Origin of the sequence: Galactobacter valiniphilus (genome assembly GCF_003575975.1) — a bacterium.
Classification (GTDB): domain Bacteria; phylum Actinomycetota; class Actinomycetes; order Actinomycetales; family Micrococcaceae; genus Galactobacter; species Galactobacter valiniphilus.
Genome location: NZ_QQXK01000014.1, coordinates 34,720 through 57,581 on the forward strand (window position 1 = coordinate 34,720; position 22,862 = coordinate 57,581).

Annotated in this window: 24 protein-coding genes; 4 read left to right on the forward strand and 20 right to left on the reverse strand. The window is 72.8% G+C overall.

The annotated features are described in order from the left end of the window. Window positions 1-15: 15 nt before the first annotated feature. The 3 genes from DWB68_RS16205 to DWB68_RS08345 form a co-directional block, all read right to left on the reverse strand. On the reverse strand, window positions 16-486 hold the full coding sequence (locus DWB68_RS16205) for a hypothetical protein (protein WP_158588258.1): 471 nt from the start codon (window positions 484-486) through the stop codon (window positions 16-18). Beyond that, window positions 483-1,142: a dihydrodipicolinate synthase family protein gene (locus tag DWB68_RS08340; RefSeq protein WP_119424681.1), complete on the reverse strand. Its 660-nt coding sequence runs from the start codon at window positions 1,140-1,142 to the stop codon at window positions 483-485. Before DWB68_RS08340 ends, DWB68_RS16205 begins: the two co-directional genes overlap by 4 nt. A 108-nt stretch (window positions 1,143-1,250) precedes the next feature. Then, window positions 1,251-2,399: an acetyl-CoA C-acyltransferase gene (locus DWB68_RS08345; RefSeq protein ID WP_119424682.1), complete on the reverse strand. Its 1,149-nt coding sequence runs from the start codon at window positions 2,397-2,399 to the stop codon at window positions 1,251-1,253. A 160-nt stretch (window positions 2,400-2,559) separates the two neighbouring features. Here DWB68_RS08345 and DWB68_RS08350 point away from each other — a divergent pair, with 160 nt between their 5' ends. Beyond that, window positions 2,560-3,087: a GNAT family N-acetyltransferase gene (locus DWB68_RS08350; protein WP_233548687.1), complete on the forward strand. Its 528-nt coding sequence runs from the start codon at window positions 2,560-2,562 to the stop codon at window positions 3,085-3,087. Here the strand turns inward: DWB68_RS08350 and DWB68_RS08355 are convergent. From DWB68_RS08355 to DWB68_RS08425, 15 genes are all read right to left on the reverse strand, one after another. Beyond that, window positions 3,062-3,433, reverse strand: coding sequence for a YciI family protein (locus DWB68_RS08355; protein WP_119424683.1), 372 nt, complete (start codon window positions 3,431-3,433; stop codon window positions 3,062-3,064). The two genes, DWB68_RS08350 and DWB68_RS08355, sit on opposite strands and share 26 nt — an antisense overlap. A gap of 167 nt (window positions 3,434-3,600) precedes the next feature. Then, window positions 3,601-4,038 (reverse strand): hypothetical protein, encoded by a 438-nt coding sequence (locus DWB68_RS08360; RefSeq protein WP_119424684.1) that lies wholly within the window; start codon window positions 4,036-4,038, stop codon window positions 3,601-3,603. Between the two features lie 77 nt (window positions 4,039-4,115). Further along, window positions 4,116-5,372: an MFS transporter gene (locus DWB68_RS08365; RefSeq protein WP_325048557.1), complete on the reverse strand. Its 1,257-nt coding sequence runs from the start codon at window positions 5,370-5,372 to the stop codon at window positions 4,116-4,118. Window positions 5,373-5,387: 15 nt separating this feature from the next. Continuing rightward, a complete protein-coding gene (locus DWB68_RS08370) occupies window positions 5,388-6,194 on the reverse strand; it encodes a CPBP family intramembrane glutamic endopeptidase (protein WP_158588259.1) in 807 nt (268 codons plus the stop codon). A gap of 28 nt (window positions 6,195-6,222) precedes the next feature. Further along, complete coding sequence (locus DWB68_RS08375) at window positions 6,223-6,900, reverse strand: pentapeptide repeat-containing protein (protein WP_119424686.1); 678 nt, start codon at window positions 6,898-6,900, stop codon at window positions 6,223-6,225. Window positions 6,901-6,915: 15 nt separating this feature from the next. Then, a complete protein-coding gene (locus tag DWB68_RS08380) occupies window positions 6,916-8,142 on the reverse strand; it encodes a low temperature requirement protein A (RefSeq protein WP_158588260.1) in 1,227 nt (408 codons plus the stop codon). Window positions 8,143-8,199: 57 nt separating this feature from the next. Continuing rightward, window positions 8,200-10,374 (reverse strand): ABC transporter ATP-binding protein, encoded by a 2,175-nt coding sequence (locus tag DWB68_RS08385; RefSeq protein WP_119424688.1) that lies wholly within the window; start codon window positions 10,372-10,374, stop codon window positions 8,200-8,202. After that, window positions 10,374-12,107 carry an ABC transporter ATP-binding protein gene (locus DWB68_RS08390; protein WP_119424689.1) on the reverse strand — a complete coding sequence of 578 codons (1,734 nt, stop codon included), beginning with the start codon at window positions 12,105-12,107 and terminating at the stop codon, window positions 10,374-10,376. Before DWB68_RS08390 ends, DWB68_RS08385 begins: the two co-directional genes overlap by 1 nt. A 314-nt stretch (window positions 12,108-12,421) precedes the next feature. Continuing rightward, complete coding sequence (locus DWB68_RS08395; protein WP_119424690.1) at window positions 12,422-13,249, reverse strand: MerR family transcriptional regulator; 828 nt, start codon at window positions 13,247-13,249, stop codon at window positions 12,422-12,424. Further along, window positions 13,246-15,051: a CoA transferase gene (locus DWB68_RS08400; RefSeq protein WP_199700416.1), complete on the reverse strand. Its 1,806-nt coding sequence runs from the start codon at window positions 15,049-15,051 to the stop codon at window positions 13,246-13,248. Before DWB68_RS08400 ends, DWB68_RS08395 begins: the two co-directional genes overlap by 4 nt. Continuing rightward, window positions 15,048-15,692, reverse strand: a complete 645-nt coding sequence (locus DWB68_RS08405; RefSeq protein WP_119424691.1) for a 4Fe-4S single cluster domain-containing protein — start codon at window positions 15,690-15,692, stop codon at window positions 15,048-15,050. The genes DWB68_RS08400 and DWB68_RS08405 overlap by 4 nt, the downstream gene beginning before the upstream one ends. Next, entirely contained in the window at window positions 15,682-16,791 is a 1,110-nt protein-coding gene (locus DWB68_RS08410) for a helix-hairpin-helix domain-containing protein (RefSeq protein ID WP_119424692.1), read from the reverse strand. Before DWB68_RS08410 ends, DWB68_RS08405 begins: the two co-directional genes overlap by 11 nt. Beyond that, the gene (locus DWB68_RS08415; RefSeq protein ID WP_119424693.1) at window positions 16,788-17,006 is read right to left on the reverse strand and encodes a DUF2997 domain-containing protein; all 219 of its coding nucleotides are present in this window, start codon (window positions 17,004-17,006) and stop codon (window positions 16,788-16,790) included. The genes DWB68_RS08410 and DWB68_RS08415 overlap by 4 nt, the downstream gene beginning before the upstream one ends. Continuing rightward, window positions 17,003-17,440 (reverse strand): hypothetical protein, encoded by a 438-nt coding sequence (locus DWB68_RS08420; protein ID WP_119424694.1) that lies wholly within the window; start codon window positions 17,438-17,440, stop codon window positions 17,003-17,005. The genes DWB68_RS08415 and DWB68_RS08420 overlap by 4 nt, the downstream gene beginning before the upstream one ends. Window positions 17,441-17,486: 46 nt before the next feature. Continuing rightward, window positions 17,487-19,127, reverse strand: coding sequence for an AAA family ATPase (locus tag DWB68_RS08425; protein WP_119424695.1), 1,641 nt, complete (start codon window positions 19,125-19,127; stop codon window positions 17,487-17,489). Window positions 19,128-19,259: 132 nt separating this feature from the next. On the opposite strand from DWB68_RS08425, the gene DWB68_RS08430 reads away from it, so the two are divergent. The 3 genes from DWB68_RS08430 to DWB68_RS08440 all read left to right on the forward strand — a co-directional run bounded on the left by DWB68_RS08430 (window position 19,260) and on the right by DWB68_RS08440 (window position 21,488). Beyond that, window positions 19,260-20,279 carry a hypothetical protein gene (locus DWB68_RS08430; RefSeq protein WP_119424696.1) on the forward strand — a complete coding sequence of 340 codons (1,020 nt, stop codon included), beginning with the start codon at window positions 19,260-19,262 and terminating at the stop codon, window positions 20,277-20,279. Between the two features lie 105 nt (window positions 20,280-20,384). Further along, window positions 20,385-20,873 (forward strand): peroxiredoxin, encoded by a 489-nt coding sequence (locus tag DWB68_RS08435; RefSeq protein WP_325048558.1) that lies wholly within the window; start codon window positions 20,385-20,387, stop codon window positions 20,871-20,873. 156 nt (window positions 20,874-21,029) lie between these two features. Next, the gene (locus DWB68_RS08440; RefSeq protein WP_119424697.1) at window positions 21,030-21,488 is read left to right on the forward strand and encodes a hypothetical protein; all 459 of its coding nucleotides are present in this window, start codon (window positions 21,030-21,032) and stop codon (window positions 21,486-21,488) included. 13 nt (window positions 21,489-21,501) lie between these two features. Here the strand turns inward: DWB68_RS08440 and DWB68_RS08445 are convergent, their stop codons facing one another. Both DWB68_RS08445 and DWB68_RS08450 read right to left on the reverse strand, forming a co-directional pair. After that, entirely contained in the window at window positions 21,502-22,335 is an 834-nt protein-coding gene (locus DWB68_RS08445) for a GNAT family N-acetyltransferase (protein ID WP_119424698.1), read from the reverse strand. A gap of 65 nt (window positions 22,336-22,400) precedes the next feature. Further along, on the reverse strand, window positions 22,401-22,859 hold the full coding sequence (locus DWB68_RS08450) for a DUF805 domain-containing protein (RefSeq protein WP_119424699.1): 459 nt from the start codon (window positions 22,857-22,859) through the stop codon (window positions 22,401-22,403). Window positions 22,860-22,862 lie beyond the last annotated feature (3 nt).

The window sequence follows — 22,862 nt, forward strand, 5'->3', positions numbered from 1 at the left end:
GGGCAGGGCGCGGGCTCAGCGGTAGGGCGTGAACACGCGCTTGCCCCGGCGCCACCGCCACGGGACGAAGGACGAGAGACCCACCCCGTAGGAGTCCTCGCCCGTCAGGATGCGGGCGGCCGCTCCGGCCGCCACCATCCCGTGTTCGGCCACATCGCGCACCACCTCCGCCACGCTGCCCGCGAGTTCCTCCGGCGTGCCGCGCCAGACCCAGAAGAAGACGCCTCCGCACGTCAGCGAGGCCTCCTCCTCGTCAGCGAGCGACACGGTGATCTGCGCTGCCGTCCCGGAGCTTGGCGTGATCTCCAGCTCGGGGCCGAACTCGTGGTCCGGGCCCCGTTCCTCCACGACGGCGAGTCCCGCACTCACCCACGGCGAGCACGCCGCAAGGACCGCCGAGCGCACGAGCCGCCAAGCGGCGTCGTACTCCGCCCGCCCGCGGGAGTCAGCGGCCTTCCCCGGCTCCGCCGGACCCGGGTCCGTCACCGCGCCCTGCCGGAGACACCCAGCGCGGCGAGCGCCTCCGCGACCTCTGCCTGCTCGCCCGCGCCCAGAGGCAAGAGCGGGCGCGGCAGGAAGTCAGCGCCCAGGCCCAGCTGCGTTGCCACGGTGGCCGCCACGCGGGCCCCGGCCTCACCCGGACCCAGTGGCACCCCCGGAATCTTCACGGAGGCCACCGGCCCCAGGGCAGCGACCTCGGCGTAGAGCTCGTCGTCGAACGTAAAGCCCGTGGTGCCGGGGTTGTCGTAGATGCACAACTGCACGGACAGCTCGGCGCAGGCGTCGCGATACAGGCCCAGGGCCTCGGCGCGCGTGAGCCGCTGATATAACACGGGCGCCAGGAGCACGCCGGAGGCCCCGGCCGACTGCACCCCCTCGGCGAGCTCCAACACGGTGCGCGTGGCCGGCGCCCCGATGCTCACGAGCACCGGCACGTCGCCGGCCTCCTCGACCGCCGCGCGCGTGAGCCGCACGCGTTCCTCGACGCTCAGGTAGGCATAGTGCCCCGTGGAGCCGAGCGCGCCGATGGAGTCGACGCCGCTCGCGGCCAGCCCCGCGATGATGCGGCGGAAGGCCGCCTCATCCGGGGTGCCGTCGACGAAGGGCGTGGGGGCAAAGGCGCTCAGGCCGCGAAAGTCCATGTGTTCATCCTCGCCGTGGGCTGGCCCCGTCCCAAGCGGCAGCCTGTTCCCCGACCACCCCACCGGGAAAGAAATCTGGGCTCAAGGAAACTTTTCTTTCCACCGCGCCTAAACCAGCTCCAGGATCGTGACGTCGGCCTGGCCGCCGCCCTCGCACATCGTGAGCAGCCCGCGGCGGCCGCCGGTGTCCTCGAGCATGTGCAGCAGCGAGACGAGCAACCGCGCGCCCGTCGCCCCGATGGGGTGCCCCAGCGCGATGGCCCCGCCGCGAGGATTGAACCGGGCCGAGTCCACGCCGAGCTCGCGCTGCCAGGCGAGCGGCACCACTGAAAACGCCTCGTTGACCTCGAACACGTCGATGTCCCCGATCCCGAGCCCGGTCCGGGCCAGCGCGCGCCGCGTCGCCTCGATGGGCGCCGCGAGCATCATGACGGGGTCCCCGCCGCGGGCCGAGGTGTGCGTGATCCGCGCGCGCGGCGTCAGGCCGCGTTCGCGCACGGCCCGCTCAGAGGCGATGAGCAGCGCCGCCGCGCCGTCCGACATCTGCGATGCCGTCGCCGCGGTGTGCAGGCCGCCGGCCACGATCGGCTCCAGGGCGGCCATGCGCTCACGGTCCGGCGTGCGCGGCCCCTCGTCGGCGCTCAGGCCGGCCAGCGGCACGATCTCCCGCTCGAACGCACCCGCCGCCTGCGCGGCCAGCACCCGCTCGTGCGAGCGCACGGCAAAGTCCTCGAGCTCGCCGCGGGAAAAACCCCAGTGCGCGGCCATGAGCTCGGCCCCGCGGAACTGCGAGATCTCCTGCCCGCCATAGCGCGCGGCCCACCGCTGCGAGCCGGCGAAGGGATCCGCGAAGCCCCAGGCCTCCCCCGCCCGGTTCGAGGCCTGCAGCGGCACCGAGCTCATGGACTGCACGCCGCCGGCCACCACCAGGTCGGCCGCCCCGGAGAGCACGGCCCGCGCCGCGAGGCTCACCGCCTGCTGCCCCGAGCCGCACTGCCGCTCCACCGTGGTTCCGGGCACCCCCTCGGGCAGCCCGGCCGCGAGCCACGCGTTGCGCGCGATGTTCATTGACTGCGGCCCCAGCTGATCGATGCACCCCAGGATCACCTCGTCCACTCCGTCCGGGTCCGCGCCCGAGCGCCCCAGGAGCGCCTCGAGCGGCGCGGCGGCCAGGTCCAGCGGGTGCACGGAGGCGAGCCCCTTGCCTCGCTTGCCCACGGGCGTGCGCACCGCGTCGACGATGTAGGCCTCGGCCATGGTTCCTCCCGTTGCTCTGTCCACACTGCCCGACGGCGCGTGGCCGGCACGGGTGCGTGCCGCACCCCGGGTGCCTCACCCGGCACCGCGCCCCAGGCACGGCACGCGCCGGGCGCGACCTCCCGCCGTCGTGCTGTGAACACCGACCATACTGGGGTGCGTGAGTGATGAGCAGAGCACCGACCCGCTGGACGCCATCGACTGGCCCGTGCGCACCAAGCGCTTGGTGCTGCGCCGGTCGACGCTGCAGGACTCCGACGCCATGTGGGAGTACCGCCGACGCCCCGAGGTCAGCGAGTGGCTCGGCTGGATTCCGGCGGATCGCGCCGACTGGGATGCCGAGTACCCGGGGCGCCACGGCATCAACGTGGCGATCGAGCTGGACGGCCGGGTGATCGGCGACGTCATGATCCGGATCGGCGACGGCTGGGGCCAGCGCGAGGTCAAGGACCTGGCCACGGGGGTCGAGGCCGAGCTCGGCTGGACGCTGCACCCTGACTTCCAGGGGCGCGGCTACGCGAGCGAGGCCGTCCGCGCCGTCATCGGACTGTGCTTCACGCAGCTGGGCCTGCGCCGCGAGGCCTACAACGTCAAGGAATCCCTGCACGGGACCCGCGGTTGGATCGACGGCGTCGCCTACGCCCTCCTGGCCGAGGAGTGGCCTACGCCCACGTCCCCTGCGGCGTGATGGAGGTGGCCGCGGCGCGGACCTCGAGCGTCCCGTAGGCCACGCCCGGGCACTTCTTGGCCCAGGCGACGGCCTCGTCGCGCGAGTCGACGTCCACGACAAACACGGCGCCGAGCGGCTGCGTGAGGCGTTCGGGCGGGCCCACCGTGAGGTGCACCGCGCCGTCGCGCTCGGCAACACACACGGCCGTGTCCTCGGTGTCGAACACCTCTCCCGCCACAAACACGCCGCGCTCCACGAGCTCGGCCGCGAAGGCGCGGTAGCCGGCCTTGGCCGCCTCGATCACCTCGGGCGCGATCTCGCCGGGGGCCGGCTCCGGGGCGTACAGCAGGATCGTGAAGTGCATGGCGTGCTCCTTTGCTCGCTCGGCTCGAACGCCTCTCGTGGCTCGCCGGGCCCTGCCCAGCGGCTTGGCCCCATCCTGGCCCGCGCGGCGGCCCAGCGGAAGGGGAAACGCCGCCCCGGCCGGGCCGAGCCCCGTGGGCGGGCACCGGGTTCCGCCGCGGGCCGCGGTTACGCGAAGGCCGGGTTCCTGAAGAGATAGATGCCCACCGTCACGCCGCTCACGGCCGTGTCCTCGCCGGAGACGAACACGCGCGAGGAGCTCGACTGCCCCGTCACCTGGTAGACGTAGCCGACGTGCTCCAGCCGCCAGCCGAGCGCCTCGATCTGGCCCAGGGTGGTCGCCGCGCTCGTGACCTGGCCGGTCGCCGCGTGCCGGCGATCGCCGAACATGGCGTCGCGCTCCTGGGCGTTGACCGCGAGCTGCACCTCGTAGAAGCGCTCCCCCGCTGCCAGCGCGGCCTCCGCGCCACCCACGGGCGAGGCGAGCCACTGCTGGCGCACGCGCTCGTTGTTCGCCTCCTGGCGGCGCAACCCCTCGAGGCGGTCCTCCTCGGCCCGGGCCGCCGCGGCGGCCGCCTTCTCTTCCTCGCTCCTGAACAGCCCCACGGTGCACCTCGTCTCCCCTTCGCCGCGGACGCGGCGAGCTCTACGTTCCCACCCGGCGTCGTGCGCCGGACCCGAGTTCAGAGCGTAGCTGGGCGCGGCGAGGGCCTGCCGCTCGGCTCGCCGCGCAGCACGGTCCACGCCAGGAGCATGGCGAGCAGCACCATGGCGCCCACGGCGGCCACCACGCCGCCCCAGCCCAGCGACTGGAAGGCCAGCCCGACGGCCCACCCGAACAGCGAGGAGCCGCCGTAGTAGGCGAGGTTATACAGGCTGGAGGCCTGCGCCCGCCCCGTCGTCACGAGCCGCGGCACCCAGCCGGAGGCCGTGGCGTGGGCGGCGAAGAAGCCGGCCGTGAACACCAACAGGCCCAGCACCACAGCGGGCAGCCAGCTCGACGCCGTGACCACGAGTCCCAGCAGCATGAGCGCCGCGGAGCCCAGGAGGACCGGGAGGCGCCCGCGCGTGGACGCGAGCCGGCCGGAGAACGCGGAGGACCAGGTCCCCGAGAGGTAGGCAAGGAACAGGAAGGAGGAGATCGCAGCGGGGATCAGGAACGGCGGGGCTTGGAGCCGGAAGCCCAGGTAGTTGTAGACCGCCACGAAGCCGCCCATCAGCAGGCCGCCCTGGGCAAAGAGCACCACGAGGCGGCGGTCCTTGAGGCAGGCCAGCAGCTTGCGCGCCAGCGGGATGTCCCGCGAGGAGTGCCGCACCACCGGCACAAAGCCGCGCGGCGCCGGCGCCGTGAGGAAGAAGATCACGCCCGCGACGGCCGCCAGCAGGGAGACCACGAGCGTCCCGGCCCGCCAGGAGACGAACTCGCTCAAAGGGCCGGCCACGATGCGCCCGAACAGCCCGCCCAGCGAGGTGCCGGAGATGTAGGTTCCGCTCGCCACGGCGGCGGCCAGCGGGCTGATCTCCTCCGTGAGGTAGGCCAGGGCGATCGCCGGGATGCCGCCGAGCGCGAGGCCCTCGACGAAGCGCAGCGCCAGGAGCACCTCGAAGGTCGGGGCGAACGGCACCAGCAGGCCCAGGATCACGGCGGCCGTGAGCGAGACGCGCATGGTGGCGCGGCGCCCGCGGCGGTCGGCCAGGATGGACCACGGGATGACGGCCGCGGTGAGGCCGAGCGTGGACATCGACACGGCCAGCGCCGCGGTGGATTCGGAGACGCGCTGGTCCGCGGCGAGCTCGGGGAGCACGCCCTGGACCGAGTAGAGCTGCGAGAAGGTCGCGACGCCGGCGGCGAACAACGCGAGGATCATGCGCCGGTAGCCGGCGCTCCCACGCTCGTGCCCGCCAAAGGGCGAGCCCCCGGCGGCGGAAGAGGATGACACGGTACGGCTCAGTTCCTAGGAGGGCAGGTACGGCGCCAGCAGCGTGGAGAGCGAGAGCGCCATGAAGTTCGAGAAGGCGTGCATGACCCAGGCGTAGCCGATGCTCTTGCCTGAAAGCACGTAGCCCACGCCGAAGGACACGCCCATCACCACATACGGCGCCGCGGTGATGACGGTGGGCCATTCCTTGCCGATGAAGTGCAGCGACATGAACAGCAACGCGGAGACGACCACCATGATCCAGGGGTTGATCCAGCGCGAGAGCTTGCCGATGAGCAGGTGGCGGAAGACGAACTCCTCCACGAGCGGACCCATGATGACCACCATGATCAGCATGAGCCCGAACGGCATGGCGGAGATGAGCTCGCTCGCCTCTTGCTGGTTGGCGCTCTGGCTGATGTCCTCCGGGTTGATCCCCATGGCGGTCGCGGCGACCGCCACGATCACGGCCGAGGTGATGATGGTGCTCAGCCACGCGCCGGGGATGCCCAGGTACTTGGCCCACGGGTACCAGCGGAAGGTCTTGAAGGAGCGCCACAGCTCCGGGCCGAGCGCCCACAGGACCAGGGCGAAGGAGACCGCATAACTGACGAAGTTGGCGGCAAACACCATGGCGTTCTCGTCGCGCCCCAGCAGCTCCGGCACGCCGGGGATGAACAGGACGAGCGCCCCGAGCCCCACGAACATGAGCAGGGCGTAGGCGAGGACCGTGATGAGGTCCCGCCACGTGAACTTTCCCAGCTTGGCCTCGGGGTGCCGCGGCCGCCGGGGCGGCGGCGCGGGGGCCCAGGGCATCACGGGCGGCTGCGGCGGGTAGCTCATGGACCCCATGCTAGGCGGGAGCCGCCGCTCAGTCCTCGCCGAGGACGCGCAGGCCGAGCTCCCTGGCCAGCGCCGGGGCCAGGGACTGCAGTTGCCAATCGGAGATCGTGGCGCCGCGCAGGCCCTGCACGGGGCCCACGGAGCTCAGCTGGGCCCCGCGCAGGTCCACGTCCTTGAGCACCGAGCCCCCGAGCAGGAGCCGGCCGATCCTCACCTCCCTGAGGGCCAGGCGCGTCACCTTGGCCTCCTCGAGGTCCAGCTCCTCGATGACCGCATCCTCGAGCACCACATCGGAGACGATGCTGCGGCGCAGGTCCACGCGGCCCAGGCGGGCGCCGGAGACCGCCACGGCCTGCAGTTTGGAGTCCACGAGGTCCGCGGCCCCCACCCGCAGGTGGCGGATCACCGTGTGCCGCCAGTGCGAGCGCGTGGCCCGCAGCTCGGCGGCGTCCACGGAGGCGATCGTGCAGCCCTCCACGCGGATGCGGGAGAGGTCGACGCCGTCCAGCCCGGCCTGCCGCAGCGTGCAGTCCCTGAAGCTCACATCACTCAGGTCGTCCACCTCGGGGGCACCCGTCAGGAGCACCTGGTCGAACTCCCCTCCGATCCCGACGTCCTCCCAGGAGACGGGGCGGGTGGCCGCCGAGGGATCGGCGAGTGGAACGCGCGGGGCGGCCGGGGCGAGGGGCTGGCGGGAGGCAGGCATGCCACCAGTGTGCACCTACGGGCGCACGCGCAACGCCGCCAGGGTCCGCTCCAGCCGGGGGCGCATGTCCCGGTGCCCCTTGAGCTCCCAGCCCACCACGCCGACCCACGGCAACAGCATGACCACGAGCAGGCACACGCCCAGCGACGCACCGGACGCGGCGAGCAGCACCGCCGCCGCGCCCAGCGCGAAGGTCAGCGCCAGGAGCAGCAGGTGGAAGGCGTCGAAGCCGGGCACGAGCGCCGTGAAGCACACGAACACCATGACCACGGCGAGCGTTGCCGGCAGGGCCACCGCGAGCACCACGGCGGTGGCGCCGAGGCCCTCCTCCCCCTCCGCGTACGTGGCGGCGAGGTGCAGCCCGGCGCCGATCGCCGCGATGGAGCCGTAGAGCACGATGTGCGCCAGGCCCATCCAGTGCAGGGCCCCGCGGCGCACGGCGAAGACCTCGCCAACCGGCACGATGAAGTAGATCCACCAGAGGCCAAAGGCCAGGCTCAGGCCCGCGGCCCCGACGGCGGCGGCATCCGCCCAACGGTCGGGCTCCGAGAGCTCGGCCTGCACGGCCGTGAAGGTGCCGAGCACCACCTCGCCCAGCGTGATGATGACAAACGCCGAGAGCCGTTCGGCCATGTGCAACGAGTGCCAGGGGATGCGCCCCTGCCGCTCGGCGAGGAGCGGGTAGGCCACCTCCTGCAGGAGCCAGATCCCCATCAGCACAAAGCTGACCCCCGCCGGCAGCGGCAGGAAGGCCTGCAGCACCCAGCCGAGCTGGGAGATGACGAGCGCCCGGACGTACGCGAGCGCCGTCGTGCGGTACTCGGGTGAGCTGCGCGCCACGCGCAGCCACAGGATGATGCTTCCCACGCGCATGAAGACGTAGCCGAGCACCATGATCTGGTTGCCGAGCGGCCCGCCGGCGTCCACCGAGGCGACCATGGGCGCGATGCCGAGGGCCAGTACCAGGACCCCGGCCATCTGCATGAGCGTCACGAGGCGCACGCCCCAGTCGTCGGTGTCGAAGGCGCTCAGGAGCTGCGAGTAGCTCCACCACGCCCACGTGATCCCGAAGGTCGCGAACGCGAACGTGCCAATGCCCTGCACCCAGTGCCCCTCGGCCAGGAGGTGCTCCAGGTTGGAGGCGGCGATGGAGACCGCCACCACGGCCACGAGGTCGAAGATCAGCTCGAGCGGCGAGCCGGCGCGCTCGGCCTCACGCGGGTCCCTTCCCGTTAACGGCACGAGGCCGTGCGGGGCCCTTCGACCCCGCACGGCCTCGTTCTCGTGAGCCGCGCTCACCTAGGCACCGGGCTCGCCGGCACCGTGCTTGCCGTGCTCCGGCGCCTGCGCGTCGGCGCCCTGCGAGGCGTCGGCCGCCGGGGCGTCCTCGGTCACGACGGGCACTGAACCCGTGGCAAGCACCTCGGCCTCGGCGGCCTGGCGCTCCTCCTCGGCCACCTCGGTGTCGGCGGGGCCAACGAACTGCGACATGTAGAGGCGGTGGTACGCCCCGCGCGCCGCGAGCAGCTGCTCGTGGTTGCCCTGCTCCACGATCCGGCCGGCCTCCATCACGAGGATGGTGTCGGCGTCGCGGATGGTGGAGAGGCGGTGGGCGATGACGAAGCTCGTGCGGTCCGAGCGCAGGGCCTTCATGGCCTGCTGGACCAGGAGCTCCGTGCGGGTATCCACCGAGCTCGTTGCCTCGTCGAGGATCAGCAGGCTCGGGTCGGAGACAAACGCGCGGGCGATCGTGATGAGCTGGCGCTCACCGGCCGAGACGTTCGTGGCGTCCTCGTCCAGCACCGTGTCGTAGCCGTCCGGCAGGGCGCGCACGAAGCGGTCGACGTAGGTGGCCTTCGCCGCGGCGATGACCTCCTCGTCCGTGGCCTCGAGGCGGCCGTAACGGATGTTCTCCATGATGGTGCCGCCGAACAGCCACGCGTCCTGCAGCACCATGCCCACCTTGGAGCGCAGCTCCTGGCGGGAGAGCTCCTTGGTGTCAACGCCGTCCAGCAGGATGCGCCCCGAGTTGATCTCGTAGAAGCGCATCACGAGGTTCACGAGCGTGGTCTTGCCTGCGCCCGTGGGGCCGACGATCGCCACGGTGTGGCCCGGGTCCGCCTCGAAGGAGAGGTCCTCGATGAGCGGCTTGTCCTCCGAGTAGGAGAACGAGACGTTCTGGAACTGCACGCGGCCCTCGGTGCGGGCGGGGAGCTTGCCGGAGGGCTCCTCCTGCTCCTCCTCGTCAGCGTCCAACAGCTCGAAGGTGCGCTCGGCGGCCGCAACGCCCGACTGGAACATGTTGGCCACGCCGGCGATCTCGGACAGCGGCTGCGTGAACTGGCGCGAGTACTGGATGAACGCCGTGGCGTCGCCCAGGCTCATCTGGCCGGCGGCGACGCGCAGGCCGCCCACGACGGCGATGCCGACGTAGGACAGGTAGGACACGAAGGTCATGATCGGCATCATCGACATGGACAGCGCCTGCGCCGAGAACGCCGCCTTGAAGAGGGACTCGTTGCGCTCCTCGAAGCGCTCGCGCATGTCCTCCTCGCGGCCGAAGACCTTGACCAGCTCGTGGCCGGAGAAGGACTCCTCGATCTGGCCGTTGAGCGCGCCGGTGGCCTGCCACTGCGCCACGAAGCGCTTCTGCGAGGGCTTGCCGATGCCGGCCATGATGACGCCCGTCAGCGGCAGCGCCACGAGGGCGATGAGCGCGAGCTGCCACGAGACCACGAACATCATGATGATGATGCCGATGACCGTCATGACGGCGGAGACGAGCTGGCTCAGGGCCTGCTGCAGCGACTGCTGGATGTTGTCGACGTCGTTGGTGACGCGGGAGAGCACGTCGCCGCGCTGGCGCGTGTCGAAGTAGTTCAGCGGCAGGCGGTTGAGCTTGGCCTCCACGTCGCGGCGCAGGCCGCGCACCACGCGCATGACGAGCTTGTTCAGCAGCCAGCCCTGCGCCCACATGAAGAGCGAGGCGAGCACGTAGAGCGTGAGCACCACGAGCAGCACGTTGCCGAGGGCCACGAAGTCGATGCCCTGGCCCGGCGTGAAGACCATGGTGTTGAGGCGGTCCGCCTCCTCGGTCTTCCCTTCCGCTCGCAGGCCGGCGATGAGCTGCTCCTTCGTCACGCCGGAGGGCATGCCGCGGCCAACCAAACCGCCGGCGATGATGTCCATGGCCCGGCCCATGACCTTGGGGGCCACGACGTTGAAGACCACGGAGATCGCCACGAGGGCGAAGACCGCGGAGAGGGCCAGCTTGAACGGGGCGAGGAGCCCCAGCAGGCGCTTGGCGCTGGGCCAGAAGTGCTCGGCCTTGCGCACCGACATGGAACCGCCGAAGCCGTCGTCGATGCTCATGTCCGCCGAGGCGTCCGCCTCGGCCGTGGCCACGGCACCCTCGAGCTCGGTGGCGGCCTCGGTCTGGGCCGCGGTGTCCTTCTTGTTCTTTCGCGGGCTCATCAGGCCACCTCCTCCGCGCTGATCTGCGACTCGACGATCTCTTGGTACGTGGGGCTGCTCTCCAGCAGTTCCGCGTGGGTGCCGCGGGCGACGATCTCGCCGTGCTCCAGGACCAGGATCTGGTCGGCCTCCAGGATCGTGGAGACGCGCTGGGCCACGATAATCACGGCCGCTTCCTTGGTGGGCTCCTCGAGCGCCGCGCGCAGACGGGCGTCCGTCGCGACGTCGAGCGCCGAGAAGGAGTCGTCGAAGAGGTAGACCTGCGGCTTGGCCGCGAGCGCACGGGCGATGCACAGGCGCTGGCGCTGGCCGCCGGAGACGTTGGTGCCGCCCTGCGAGATGGCCGATTCCAGCTGGCCCTCGCGCTCCTTGACGAAGTCGGCGGCCTGGGCCACCTCGAGCGCCTCCCAGAGCTGCTCCTCCGTGGCGTCCCGCGCGCCGAAGCGCAGGTTGGACGCCACGGTGCCGGAGAACAGGAAGGGCTTCTGCGGCACGGCGGCGATGGCGGAGGAGAGGCCCTTGCGGGTCATCTGCTCCGTGGGCACACCGTTGATCAGCACCTCGCCGGAGTCCGCGTCGTAGAGGCGCGGGATGAGGTTCAGGAGCGTGGTCTTGCCGGCACCGGTGGACCCGATGATGGCGGTGGTCTTGCCGGCCTCGGCCACGAAGTTCAGGCCGGAGACGACGTTGGCCTCTGCACCGGGGTAGCCGAAGGAGACGTCGCGGAACTCGACGGCGGGGGCACCGGCCACGGGGGCCGGCTCAACGCGAGCGTCCTCGATGGACGGCTCGGTGTCCATGACCTCGCCGATGCGCTCGGCGGAGACCAGGGCGCGCGGGATCATCATGGCCATGAAGGTGCCCATCATGACGGCCGTCAGGATCTGCATGAGGTACTGCATGAACGCCGTGAGCGAGCCGACCTGGATGGCACCCTCGTCAACGCGGTGGCCGCCGAACCACAGCACGGCCGTGGTGGCCGCCTCGAGGATCAGCATGATGAGCGGGAACATCAGCACAAAGAGGTTGCCGACGCGCACGCCCACGCCGGTCAGGGCGTCGTTCGACTCGTTGAAACGCTTCGTCTCGTGCGGCTCGCGCGTGAACGCGCGGACCACGCGGATGCCGGTGATCTGCTCGCGCAGGACGCCGTTGATGGAATCGAGGCGCTCCTGGTTCTCGCGGAAGAGCGGCATGAGCTTGATGACCAGCAGGCCGACCACCAGGAAGAGCAACGGCACGGAGACCCACACGAGCCAGGACAGCCCGGCGTCCTCGCGCAGCGCCATGATGATGCCGCCAATGCACATGATCGGCGCACTGACCATGAAGTTCAGGGCCATGAGCGTGAGCATCTGGATCTGCTGGACGTCATTGGTGCCGCGCGTGATGAGCGTGGCAGCGCCGAACTTGTTGACCTCGCGGGCCGAGAAGTCGGAAACGCGGTGGAACACGTCTCGGCGGATGTCGCGGCCGATCGCCATGGCGGTCTTGGAGCCGAAGTACACGGCGGCGACGGCCACGATGACCTGGATGAATGCGACGATCAGCATGATGCCGCCGAGTTCCCAGATGCGGGCAACGTTCCCCACGATGACGCCTTGGTCGATGATGTTGGCGTTCAGCGCGGGCAGGTAGAGAGTCGTGATGGTGGATGCGAGCTGGAGGATCACCACAAGGGAAATCCACCCAACGTACGGCTTGGCGTGCCGTGCGATGAGCTTGAGAAGCATGTTCTTCCTTCGTCAGGCTCCGCCCCGTCTTCCTCCCCTGGCCCGGGCGCGCGGTGCCGGCGGCCAGGTGGGCAAAGGTGAGGGAGATCGGCGGGTGGGCCACGGGGGCCGGCTGCCCCCAAAGCGACGAAAAGAATAACCCGCGACCCCGACTGGTTGGTATCCCCCAAACGGATGATTCGCCCGGGAATTCACCGATGCACGACGGCGGGTGGCCGGGTTGTCGCCCCGCCGCGCCCGGGGCGCGGGGCGGCACCCGCGCCTCCCCGCGCCGTCGGGCAGGCGGCGCCCGGAACGGGGCGCCCGCCCGCCGCTCAGGCGAGCGGCATGTGCACCTCGGTGACCGGGCCGCCCTCGGCGTCCGGCTCGCTGAGGTAGACGTTGAAGTTTCGCTCGGGCAGCGGGGCGTCGGGGCCCCCGGCCGCGAGCGTCAGCCCGTGCTCGAGCGCATAGGCGCCGATGCGTGCGTGAGCCTCCGTGATGAGCGAGTACGGCCCCTCGACGCGGGCCACGACGGTCTCGCGCGTGGGCAGGCTGAGCACCTCGAGCGGTTCCGGCACGTGCGTGCCGGGCGCCACGGGCACCCAGACCGACTCGTCGACGTCGCTCTCGCGGAACTCGCCGTCGTGCTCGATGACGCCGCCCGGGCCGGTGGGCACCACGCCGGCGGCCGCGAGCAGCGGCATGAGGCGGCCCCACAGCACCCCCTCCTCCGGATAGCTGGGGATGGTGCCGCGCAGGGCCACGACGGTCGTGGCGGGGACGGTGGCGGTCGAAACGGTGATGGCAGGCATGTCGCCCTCCTCTGGAAACAGTTGGCGGAACAGCGCCAGCCGGTCCGCGGCCTCGTCCAGCTCCCGAAGGAGCTCGGCGCGCCGGGTGGCGATGGCGCTGGCGAAGTCCTCCGTGCCGCGTGCGGCAAGCAGGGCCCCGATGGCCGCCACGCCGAAGCCCACGTCCCGCAGGCGGCGGATGTCCCCCGCCCTCACGAGCTGCTCGCGGGAGTAGCTGCGGCGGCCCGTGAACGGGTCGACAGCGGCCGGCGCGAGCAGGCCGTGCTGGTCGTAGTGCCGCAGCATCCGCACGCTGATGCGGGCGAGGGAGCTGAACTCCCCGATGCTGAGGCCGGCGTTGGTGGTCATGGCTCCACCGTGGGTGCTGACACCGTGTCAGCTGCAAGCCCCTCGTTCCACGCGAGGTCCGTGGGGGCCAGCGACCACGCCGCCGGTGCCGCCGGGGCGCCGTCCAGGTCAAGCGCGGACGGGGCAGCGAGCACCTCCGGGCCGCCGGGCTCGGGCCGCCAGCTCACGGGCTCGACGACGCGTGCGGCCCCGGCAGGCGGGGCTCCCGCGGGGTCCGCGTGTCCGGCGGGCGCGGGGTCCCGGTGGGTTCCCAGCGCCCAGAGCGCCTCGGCCGTGTGGGCGAGCGAGGCGGTGACGAGGCCACCGGGGTGGGGGCCGGAGGCCGTGGCGTCGCCCGGTGCCGAGCCGGGCGCGGGCGATCCGGCGGCGGGGTCGAGCCGGGCCCACAGCAGCGAGGCGAGACCCGCCACGAGCAGCTGACCCGTGGCGTGGTCGAGGGCCTGCACCGGCAGGGCGCCGGGGTGGCCGTGGCCGTCCCGGTACTCGAGGGAGATGCCGCTGGCCGCCTGGACGATCGAGTCGAAGCCGCGGCGTTCGGCCCACGGCCCGGGGCCCCATGCGCTCAGGCTCGCCACGGCGAGGTGCGGGTGTCGGCGCGCGAGCTGCGCCGGGCCGAAGCCCAGGGCCTCGAGCGAGCCGGGGCGGTAGCCCGTGATGACCACGTGGGCGTCCGCGAGCAGGGCGTGGATCCGCGCCGCCTCCGCGCCGAGGTCGACGCTCGCGCGGCGCTTGCCCGTGCCGGTGTCCAGGTACTGATCGCGCAGCTCCGGCAGGACCGGCGGGTCGAGGCGCAGCACGTCGGCCCCGAGGGCGGCGAGCGTGCGGGAGGCGGTGGGGCCAGCGATGACGCGGCTGAGGTCCAGCACGCGCAGGCCGCTCAGCGGGGCGCGGGCGTGGCGTGGCTCCGGGCGCCAGGGCTCCCGGAGTGGTGGCACCCCGTCGGTTCGAGGTTCCGGCCAAGGGGCAGGTTCTCCGGGCCCGCCCGCCCGGCCGGCCCCGGTCTGCCCCTCGGAGCCTCGGCCGGCCGCGCCGGGCCCGTCCGGCCCGGACCGCTCAAGGCGCAGCGGCGCGTGGGCGAAGAGCGAGGCCTCCACGCCCGCGGCGCTGGCCGCCCAGTCGGTGCGGGAACGCACGGCGGCCGCGACCCCGCCGCGCTCCACGATGCGGTGTTCGGCCTCGGCGGCCGTCAGCCGCGCGAGCGCCGCGCCCAGGGCCCCGGGCCCGGCGCCCTCACCGAGCCCCAGCGCGGCAAGCAGCCGCGCGCGGTGGTGCGGATAGTTGGCGTGCGTGCGCAGCCAGCCGTCGGCGCACGGCCAGAAGCGCGAGAGCGGCGCGAAACCCTGGACCGGCTCGCCGCCCACGCGCAGGAGCCGGAAGGAATCGAAGGCGGCGGCCACCCGCTCGCTGCGCAGGCTCAGCGCGCCCGGACGGCCGATCAGGCGGGCGAGCGCCGCGGCGGCGAGTCGGGACGACCCAAGGGCCAGGCCCTCCACGTCGAGCGGTCCGCCCCACCAGCGCCGCGGCCCGGAGACCTTCACGTCGGCGAGCGCCTCGCGCCCCGGAAGCAGGCCCGACACCCCGTCCGGGTGCCTGCACCCCTCCGCACGCCCTTGCGCCCGTCGGTGCGCCTCCGCGGAAGCGACATCGACACCGCCCGCGCCGGCCGCGCCGGGCGCGCCCTCGCGCTCCCCGCCGCCCGGGGTGCGCGCCGGGTCCCCGCCCCGCGTCCCGGCCAGGGCGAGCGCGGCGGCCAGCCCGCCGTCGTCGGGCACCCGAACCTCCGTGCGTTCCAGCGCGCTCATGCCTCCCCTTGCTTCCCTTGCGTCGAGTTCCCGGCCCGGCGCGGGCGGCGCCGGGCGCCGAGGGCGTCGGCCCACTCGCCAAGGCCCTCGCTCGTGAGGAAGCCCGCCATCTCGACGGAGCCGTCCGCGCCGATCCGCAGCTCCACGCGGTTGCGCTGCGGCGCGGGAAGCACTCCCTCGTAGCGAGGCGTGAAGTGCAGGAAGCGCTGGTTGGCGGAGCCCACGAGGGAGCGCTGGGTCTCCGGATGGGCGGCCTGGTACTCGCCGTCCACGAGCAGGTCGGCGTTGGCCAGGAGCCGCTGGGCCTCCGGGCGGGCCAGCAGCTCCTCGTGCCGGTGGCCCGTGAAGGCGATGACGCCGAGGCCCTCGGCGCGGGCCAGCTCGGCGAGTTCGCCGAGCGCATCGGCCTGCTCAAAGGGTTCGCCACCCAGGAACGTGAAGCCCTCCACCTCCTCGGCGAGCGCCTCGGCCAAGAGATCCCGCACGCTCACGAGCGAGCCGCCGCGCGCGTCGAACAGCTCGGGGTTGATGCAGCCGGGGCAGCGGATGGTGCAGCCCTGGACCCACACGGCCGTGCGCTTGCCCGGCCCCTCGGCCGTGGTCCCGTGGAAGATGCGGCCAACGCGCAGCTCAGAACTCAAGGCGCCGCCCGCCTCCCGCCTCGCCGCCGTCGTCTCGGCGCCGCGCTGCCGGCTCGCCGTCCAGGCCGGGCGTGGGTGGGGCGGCGAGCGGGCCGGCAAAGAGCCCGGTGGAGAAGGCGAGGAAGACGTGGGGCTGCACGACGCCGCGCGCCACGAGATCGCTCACGCGGGCGTAGGCGCCGCGGGCGTCGCGCTCCGCGACGATCGCGCGGGCGAGCGCCTCCCCCGCGCCGGGCAGCGCGGCGAGCTGGGCCACGCTCGCGGCATTGAGATCCAACTGAGGGCCGCCGATGACGGGGACCGCTCCGGTGTCCGCGGGGGCGGCGGGGGCCGGCGCGGGGCTTCCCTGGTGGGCCGATCCCCGGTGGGCACCGGGCACCCGGGCCGGCTGCTGGGATCCCGGGTACGGAGCGGATTCCCACGCGGTGGGCGTGGCCCGGCTCGACTGGCCGGGCTGGCCGGGCTGGCCGAACTGTCCGAACGGCGCTGGCTGCCCCGAAACCGGGGCCCCCGCTCCGCCCGCGTGGCGCCCCGGGGGGTTCTGCCCGGACCGGCCCCAGGCGGCGTTCCCCGCCGGCTGCCCAGCGGGGTAGCTCGCCGCAGCGCCGCCCAGGTAGCCACTCTGGCCGCCTGCCTGGTCCGGGGCCCAGGCCACCGGTGCGCCCTCGGGCACGTGGCCCACACCCGGGCTGCTGGTCCACGGCGAGGGCGCGAAGCCGGCGGGTGCGGCGGTCCAGCCGCCCCCGCCCCTCGCGAGCTGGTCCTGCCACAGCCAGCGAAGCCACGAGACGTTCATGGTGAACGCGGCCACGGGGACGCCGAGCAAGATGATCCCCAAGATCGTGCTGCCGAGCGTGTCCAGGACGGAGTTGTCCGGGTCGGCGTTACTGAGGGCGACAAGCACGATGACAGCCACGTCGAGGGCCGTCACGACCACTGCCGCGATGTACCAGAGCGCGCTGGTGCGCCGCCGGATGGCCACCATCCAGAAGCCGATGAACCACAAGAGGCCGAGGCTCAGGAAGCCGGTGAGCATCCAGAGGCTGTTGACGATCCGCCACCCCGCCGTGGGGCGCGGGCCGTAGGGGGCATAGCTCACGCCTGCCCCTCGAGGCGCTGCCGCGCGGCCGCCTCGTCCTGCACCGTCTCGGGCAGGAGCGCGAACTCCGGCGTGGGCTTGGAGGCCTCGACCTCGGCGTGCAGGAGCGCCTTGAGCTGCTCGAGCGCCTCGAGGCAATCGGGTCCGGGCGTGCCGGAGGCCTCCGCCGCGATGGTCCCGTCCGGGCGGATGCTGACGCTGAGGCGGCGGGTCACGCGATCTCCTCGAAGACGTAGTTGATGGTTCCCTGCTCGGTGCGCTCCTCGATGAGCGTGAAGCCGAGCTCGGCGGCCTGGGCCTTGGCGAGCTCGGCCGTGCGGGCCTGGGCCAGGCGCCCGGCGGCGGCCTCGACGTCTGCCGCCGCCCGGGCCGAGGCCTCCTGCGGCGCCCCGAGCAGCACGCCGGCAAAGACCTGCCCCACGCGCTCGAAGCGGATGACGCCAGTGGCGGTCGTGGCCGTCACGAGGTGCTCCTCCACCGCAACGTTGGTGGCGCCGAGGCTTTCGAGGGCGGCGGCGACGAGCTGCGGGTCGGAGACGCGGATGGGCGTCAACTCGGTCCGGCCCTGCTCCTCGAGCTTGGTCGCGGCCGAGGTGACGGCGCCGATCAGCGCCATGCCGAGGGGGATGAGGAGTGCTCCGATGCTCATCTGCTTGTTCCTTGTTCGTGTGGAGTGCCGGTCGGTGCCGGCGGGGCTAAAAGTCGATGGTGCGGCCGCCGCGCCAAGAGCCGATGTCGCCCTCGGGGGCCTTGCCCTCCGGGGTGACCTCGGCATACTCCTCGCGGGCCGCCTTGGCGGTCGCCGCCACGGCGCGGGTCTGCGCCCACTGGCGGGTCGCAGCGATCTGCTCGGCCTGCGTCACCGAGAGCGGCACCGTATTGCGCACGGCCGTGAGCAGGTCCTCCATGCTCAGGGGTCGCCTGGCCTCGAAGGCGTCGAAGCAACCGGCCACGGCCGCCTGCGCGATCTCCGCGCCGGAGAAGCCCTCCGTCGCCTCGGCGAGCTGCACCGCGGCGGGCTCGATCTCGATCCCACCCGCCGCCGAGGGGCCCTTCGTGAGGCGCTGGGTCAGGTGCAGGCGCCAGATGTCCTCGCGCTCGGCGCGCGTGGGCAGGTCGACAAAGAAGATCTCGTCGAAGCGGCCCTTGCGCAGGAACTCGGGCGGCAGCGCGTCGATCGCGTTGGCCGTGGCGATGACGAAGACGGGGCTGTCCTTCTCCTGCATCCAGGTCAGGAAGGTGCCGAGCACGCGCCGGCTCGTGCCGGCGTCGCCGCCCTGGCCCGTGCCGAAGCCCTTCTCGATCTCATCGATCCACAGCACGGCGGGCGCCACGGCCTCGGCGAGCGAGAGCGCGCGGCGCATGTTCTCCTCGCTGAATCCCACGAGGCCCGCGAACACGCGGCCCACGTCGAGGCGCAGGAGCGGCAACCCCCACTGCGCGGAGACGCACGTGGCGGTCAGCGACTTTCCACAGCCGGGCACGCCCGTGATGAGCAGGCCCTTGGGCGCCGGGATGCCCCACTTGGCGGCGTCCGCCGACCAGGCGTGGCCGCGCTGGGTCAGCCAGGTCTTGAGGTTTCCCAGCCCGCCGACGTCGTCCAGCGAGCCGGCCGGCGGGATGAACTCGAGGAGCCCCGCCTTACGGATGGTCTGGCGCTTCTCCTCCAGGACCATGGTGATGTCGCCGGCATCGAGCATGCGGTCGGCCACGAGGGCGCGCGCGAAGGCGTTGTCGGCCTCCCACAGCGTGAGGCCCTGGGCCGCCTGGATGAGCCGGCGGCGGTCGTCCTCACTCAGGTTGTCGGTGATGGCGTCCCGGTTGACGCTCACGATGCTTTCAAGCACCGCGCCGATCTCCTCCTCCGTGGGCAGCGGGAGGTCCACAACGGTCACGGCCTTCTCCAGGTCCGGCGGCAGGGCCAGCGTGGGCGAGACGATGATGAGCGTGTGCGGGATGGGGCCGTTCTTGAACTGCATGGCGGTGTCGAGGATCGCGCGGATGAGCACCGGCTCGGCGCGTGAGCCGCCGGCCCCGAGCTGATGGTGCAGGTCCTGGAAGATGAAGACCGTGGGCTCGGTGACGTTGGCGGCGTCGGCGAGCGCCTGCTCGGGCGCCACACGGCGCCCGGCGCCCCCGCCGGGGGCGTGCAGGCCGCGGGTGAGCGAGTAGAGCTGCAGGCCGCGGCCGCGGGGAACCATGCCGTGCGTGAGCAGCTCGGAGACGGCCGCGATGACGCGGTCCGCCTCCTGGGTCTGCACCAGCAGCACGGGGTGCCGCGCCCGGATCAGCTCCGTGAGCGTGTTCTGGAACGGGCTGGGCCCCGTTGCCGCCATCTCTTCCCCCTACAGACGCCGATGTGACTGAGATCATCGTGCCATGACATGACCCCGCCCGAACCTGACATGCTTAGTCATTGCGCCCGGTCGCCGGGCGTCGCCCGCCGACTCCACCCACCAAGGACGCACGTGCTCAACGAGGTCGCCGCCGCCAGCGAGGCCGGCCTGCGCGCGCTCGGATTCAGGATCGGGGAGCGTGTCGGGGACTCGTGGGCGCTCATCCTGCCCAACGCCCGCCCGGCCCGCCGCACGCTGCGCGGGGACCGCGGGCGCATCACGCTCTCCGAGGCTCGCAAGCGCGGGGACGTCGGCGGGGCGGAGCGCGTCCTGCTCGTCGCGCCGTCCGCCTCCCCCGGTGTGCTGGACGCCGCGCGCCTGGGCCGCTGGGACCTCCTGTTGTGGGAGGCGCCGCTCGCGCTCATCAACGGCGTGGCCTACGAGGCGATCGGCACGGGCGTCCCGAGCGACGCCCCGCGCCGCCGCGACCGCCTGGGCCAACCCGCGCCCCTCACGCAACCGGCCCCGCTGCCGGCCGGGCTCCTGGAGCGGCTCCCCGCCGCCGAGGCGCTCCCCTCCCACACCGGCGGGCGCCCGGCCTGGACGCGCTGGGCCGTGGCGCGCCTGCTCCTGCTGCGCGGCGGCGCCCCCGTGGGGCACCTCTCCGATGTCCTCGGTGTCTCGCGCCAAGCCGTGAGCCGCGCCCTGACGCAATGGGGCGCCTTGGTGCGCCGCGACGGCTCCGGCGTGTGGACGGCGCACGACGACGCCGCCCTCCTGGGCGCGTGGCTCGCCGCGTATCCGGGGCCGGGCGGGCGTAGCGAGGGCTGGTGGCACCCCTTGCCTCCCCTGGGGCAGGCACGCGCCGCGGCGCTGCTGGCCCAGCGGGCCGGGGCCTCGGCCCTGCTGAGCGGTTCCGTGGCGCGGCAGGTGCACACGCCGGGGCTCGAGGCGGGCCGGGTCGAGGTGCTCTTGCGCACGCCAGTGGACCTGCGGGCGGCCGGCTTCGAGGCGGTGCCGGTGGAGCGCGCGAGCCTCCTCACGCGGGTGCCGCGGGACCCCACGGTGTGGGCCACGGCGGTGCCGGCGAGCGTGGCGGGGCAGCCCGTGGTGGTGGCGGATCGGCTCCTCGCCGACGGCAATTTTTCCTAATGGTGGAAATCCGACTTCACTAAGCGATACTCTGGGCGTGACGCGCGCCACGGTGCGCCCCTCCGCGTCCGCAGCCAGCGCGCGGACCACGAGCTGTAAGGAGTCATGATGACGCAGACCCTCCCCCGCCTCGCCGCGGGCAATCTGGCCCCGGACTTCACGATCGTCGACGCCGACGGGGACGCGATCGGCCTGGACGAGGCCGTGAGCTCCGCCAGCGCCGGCGTGGTCGTGTACTTCTACCCCAAGGCCTCCACGCCGGGCTGCACCACCGAGGCCTGCGACTTCCGCGACAACCTCGCCTCGCTCCAGGGCGCCGGCTACACCGTCCTGGGCGTCTCCCCCGACCTGCCCGAGGCCCTGCGCGCCTTCCGCGACGAGCAGCACCTGAGCTACTCCCTGCTCTCCGACCCCGACTTCGCGGTCTCCCGCGCCTACGGCGCCTACGGCTCCCGCGTGGTGGGCGAGCAGACCTTCACCGGCACCCAGCGCTCCACCTTTGTGGTGGGCAAGGACGGCCGCCTCGCCTACGCCGAGTACGACGTTGACCCCAACGGCCACGTCCTGCGCCTGCGCGAGGCCCTCGGCCTCTGAGGCCTTCACCCTGCACGACGGCGGCCGGGAACCTTTCGCGCGAAAGGTTCCCGGCCGCCGTCGTTCACTGCCGTTTCCGAATCGTTGCCATGCTCAGGGCTAAATCCACCGTTCCGTCATGGCCATTCATCGACGCACGGCCCTAGCATTTTCCGCATGCAACAGCAGTTCGCGGACGGCTCCCCCCTCGCCCGCACGGCCTCCCCCTGGCTCACGCTCGGCCGATGGTCTCGTGTGGCGGGCCTGGCCTGCCTCCCCTTCGCCGCCGGGCTCGCGGCCGGGGTGATCGGTCCCTCGACCCTCACCTCCTCGCTCTCGCCCGTGACGGCCTGCGCCATCCTGCTGCTCGGGGTGCCGCTCTGGTTCCTCATCGCCGAGGCCCTCGCCGCCGTGCTGCGCCCGCTCATCAAGGCCCGGCGGCCCTTCGTGGCCGTGGACGCGGCGTGCGGCATCGGCCTGCTGTTTGTCCTGTTTTCGCTGCTGATCACCCCGTGGTGGGGCGCCGCCGTGTCGGCGCTCGTGGCCGCGGCCGTGTGGTGGCTCGTGGCCGTGCGCACGCACGAGGCCTTCCGGGCCGCCGTCGAACACCGGCCGATCCGGCACCGGGCCGACTGAGCGCGGCACGCCCTCAGGCGGTTCCGCCCCGGCGCCACACGAACGGCGTCGTCTCGGTGACCTTGATGAGGCCGGCCCGCTCGAGGATGGGCCGCGAGTCCTCCGTCGAATCGGAGTGAATGAGGCGCACGCCGAGCCCCGCCACCGACGCGGCGCGCGCGGACGTCAGCGCCCGATAGATGCCGCGCCCGCGGTACTCAGGCAGCGTGGCTCCGCCCCACACGCCGGCGAACGGCGTGCCGGCGACGGGCTCGATGCGCCCGGCGCTCACGACCCGACCGTCGGCGATCGCGGACCACAGCGTCACGGGCTCGCCGGCGGCGCGACGGCGCAGCAGCTCGGGGACGATCCGCTGCGCGAAGGTGGAGCCGAAGACCTCGTCCTCCATGCGCGCGGCGGCCCACATGGCCTCCTCCGTGAGGGCGGGGGCGATGGTGATCCCCTCGGGCGCGGGGGTGCCGACCAGCCCCTCGAGGGGGCCGATCATGACGGACTCGGGCTCCTCCGGCTCGAAGCCGGCGGCGGCGAGCGCCTCGGAGAGGCCCTCCGCGCGGTCGTGGGCGCGGGTCTTGACCTCCACCTCGGAGAGTTCGGGGCGGGCGTCGCGCCAGGCGACGATGCGGCGGACGACCTCGTCCACGCGGGCGCGGTCCGCCGGTGTGTCGGGGTGCTCAGGGTCCACACCGAGGCCCGCGTAGCTCACGAAGCCGGTCTGCTCCTCACCGGGGGTGCCGTAGACGCCCAGGTACAGGGGACCGAGCCGGTCCACGCTCGCGGTGCCGGCCATCTCGACCCCGGCGCGGAGGTGGCGGTCGTACTCGGCAAGGAGTTGAGACTTGTCAATCACTTGACCGAGTGTAGGTCGTCCCGGCTCGGCGGGCCAGGCCCGCGGCGCCGGGACCGACGGGGTGCTCAGTACCCGGTCGGCGCCCCGTAGCCCGACTGGCCGTACGCCTGCTGGCCGGGCTGGCCGTAGCCGGGGCCGCCGAAGCCAAAGAAGCGCTGCTCAGGGACGCTCGGCTGGGCGCACTGCACGATCAGGACGATCCAGCCCACGATCGGGAAGAGCATCCAGAAGATGTTGGCCCAGTGGCGGCCGGAGTCGCGCAGGCGGCGCACCGTCACGGCGAGCGAGGGCAGCAGGGTCGCGAGGGCCCAGAGGTTGCTGACAGTGTCGGCCGGCGTGCGCCACGTGACGAGGCCGAGCCCGTCGTCCGTCGGGACGAAGGTGCTGCCGGGCAGCACGATGTCGATGGCGATGCTCACCAGGAACAGGAAGAGCGCAAACCACCAGAACTCGGGGCGCCTGGCACGGCCGCCGAACTCGGCGTACTTGGTGAAACACGTCTTGATGGCGGTCAGGAAATCCATGGC

Bases quoted from the DNA above. Each gene is read 5' to 3' on its own strand.
- DWB68_RS08340 (WP_119424681.1), bottom strand. From the start codon at position 1,142: ATGGACTTTCGCGGCCTGAGCGCCTTTGCCCCCACGCCCTTCGTCGAC.
- DWB68_RS08345 (WP_119424682.1), bottom strand. From the start codon at position 2,399: ATGGCCGAGGCCTACATCGTCGACGCGGTGCGCACGCCCGTGGGCAAG.
- DWB68_RS08355 (WP_119424683.1), bottom strand. From the start codon at position 3,433: ATGCACTTCACGATCCTGCTGTACGCCCCGGAGCCGGCCCCCGGCGAG.
- DWB68_RS08370 (WP_158588259.1), bottom strand. From the start codon at position 6,194: ATGAGCTACCCGCCGCAGCCGCCCGTGATGCCCTGGGCCCCCGCGCCG.
- DWB68_RS08375 (WP_119424686.1), bottom strand. From the start codon at position 6,900: ATGCCTGCCTCCCGCCAGCCCCTCGCCCCGGCCGCCCCGCGCGTTCCA.
- DWB68_RS08385 (WP_119424688.1), bottom strand. From the start codon at position 10,374: ATGAGCCCGCGAAAGAACAAGAAGGACACCGCGGCCCAGACCGAGGCC.
- DWB68_RS08390 (WP_119424689.1), bottom strand. From the start codon at position 12,107: ATGCTTCTCAAGCTCATCGCACGGCACGCCAAGCCGTACGTTGGGTGG.
- DWB68_RS08395 (WP_119424690.1), bottom strand. From the start codon at position 13,249: ATGACCACCAACGCCGGCCTCAGCATCGGGGAGTTCAGCTCCCTCGCC.
- DWB68_RS08400 (WP_199700416.1), bottom strand. From the start codon at position 15,051: ATGAGCGCGCTGGAACGCACGGAGGTTCGGGTGCCCGACGACGGCGGG.
- DWB68_RS08420 (WP_119424694.1), bottom strand. From the start codon at position 17,440: ATGAGCATCGGAGCACTCCTCATCCCCCTCGGCATGGCGCTGATCGGC.
- DWB68_RS08425 (WP_119424695.1), bottom strand. From the start codon at position 19,127: ATGGCGGCAACGGGGCCCAGCCCGTTCCAGAACACGCTCACGGAGCTG.
- DWB68_RS08435 (WP_325048558.1), top strand. From the start codon at position 20,385: ATGATGACGCAGACCCTCCCCCGCCTCGCCGCGGGCAATCTGGCCCCG.
- DWB68_RS08440 (WP_119424697.1), top strand. From the start codon at position 21,030: ATGCAACAGCAGTTCGCGGACGGCTCCCCCCTCGCCCGCACGGCCTCC.
- DWB68_RS08450 (WP_119424699.1), bottom strand. From the start codon at position 22,859: ATGGATTTCCTGACCGCCATCAAGACGTGTTTCACCAAGTACGCCGAG.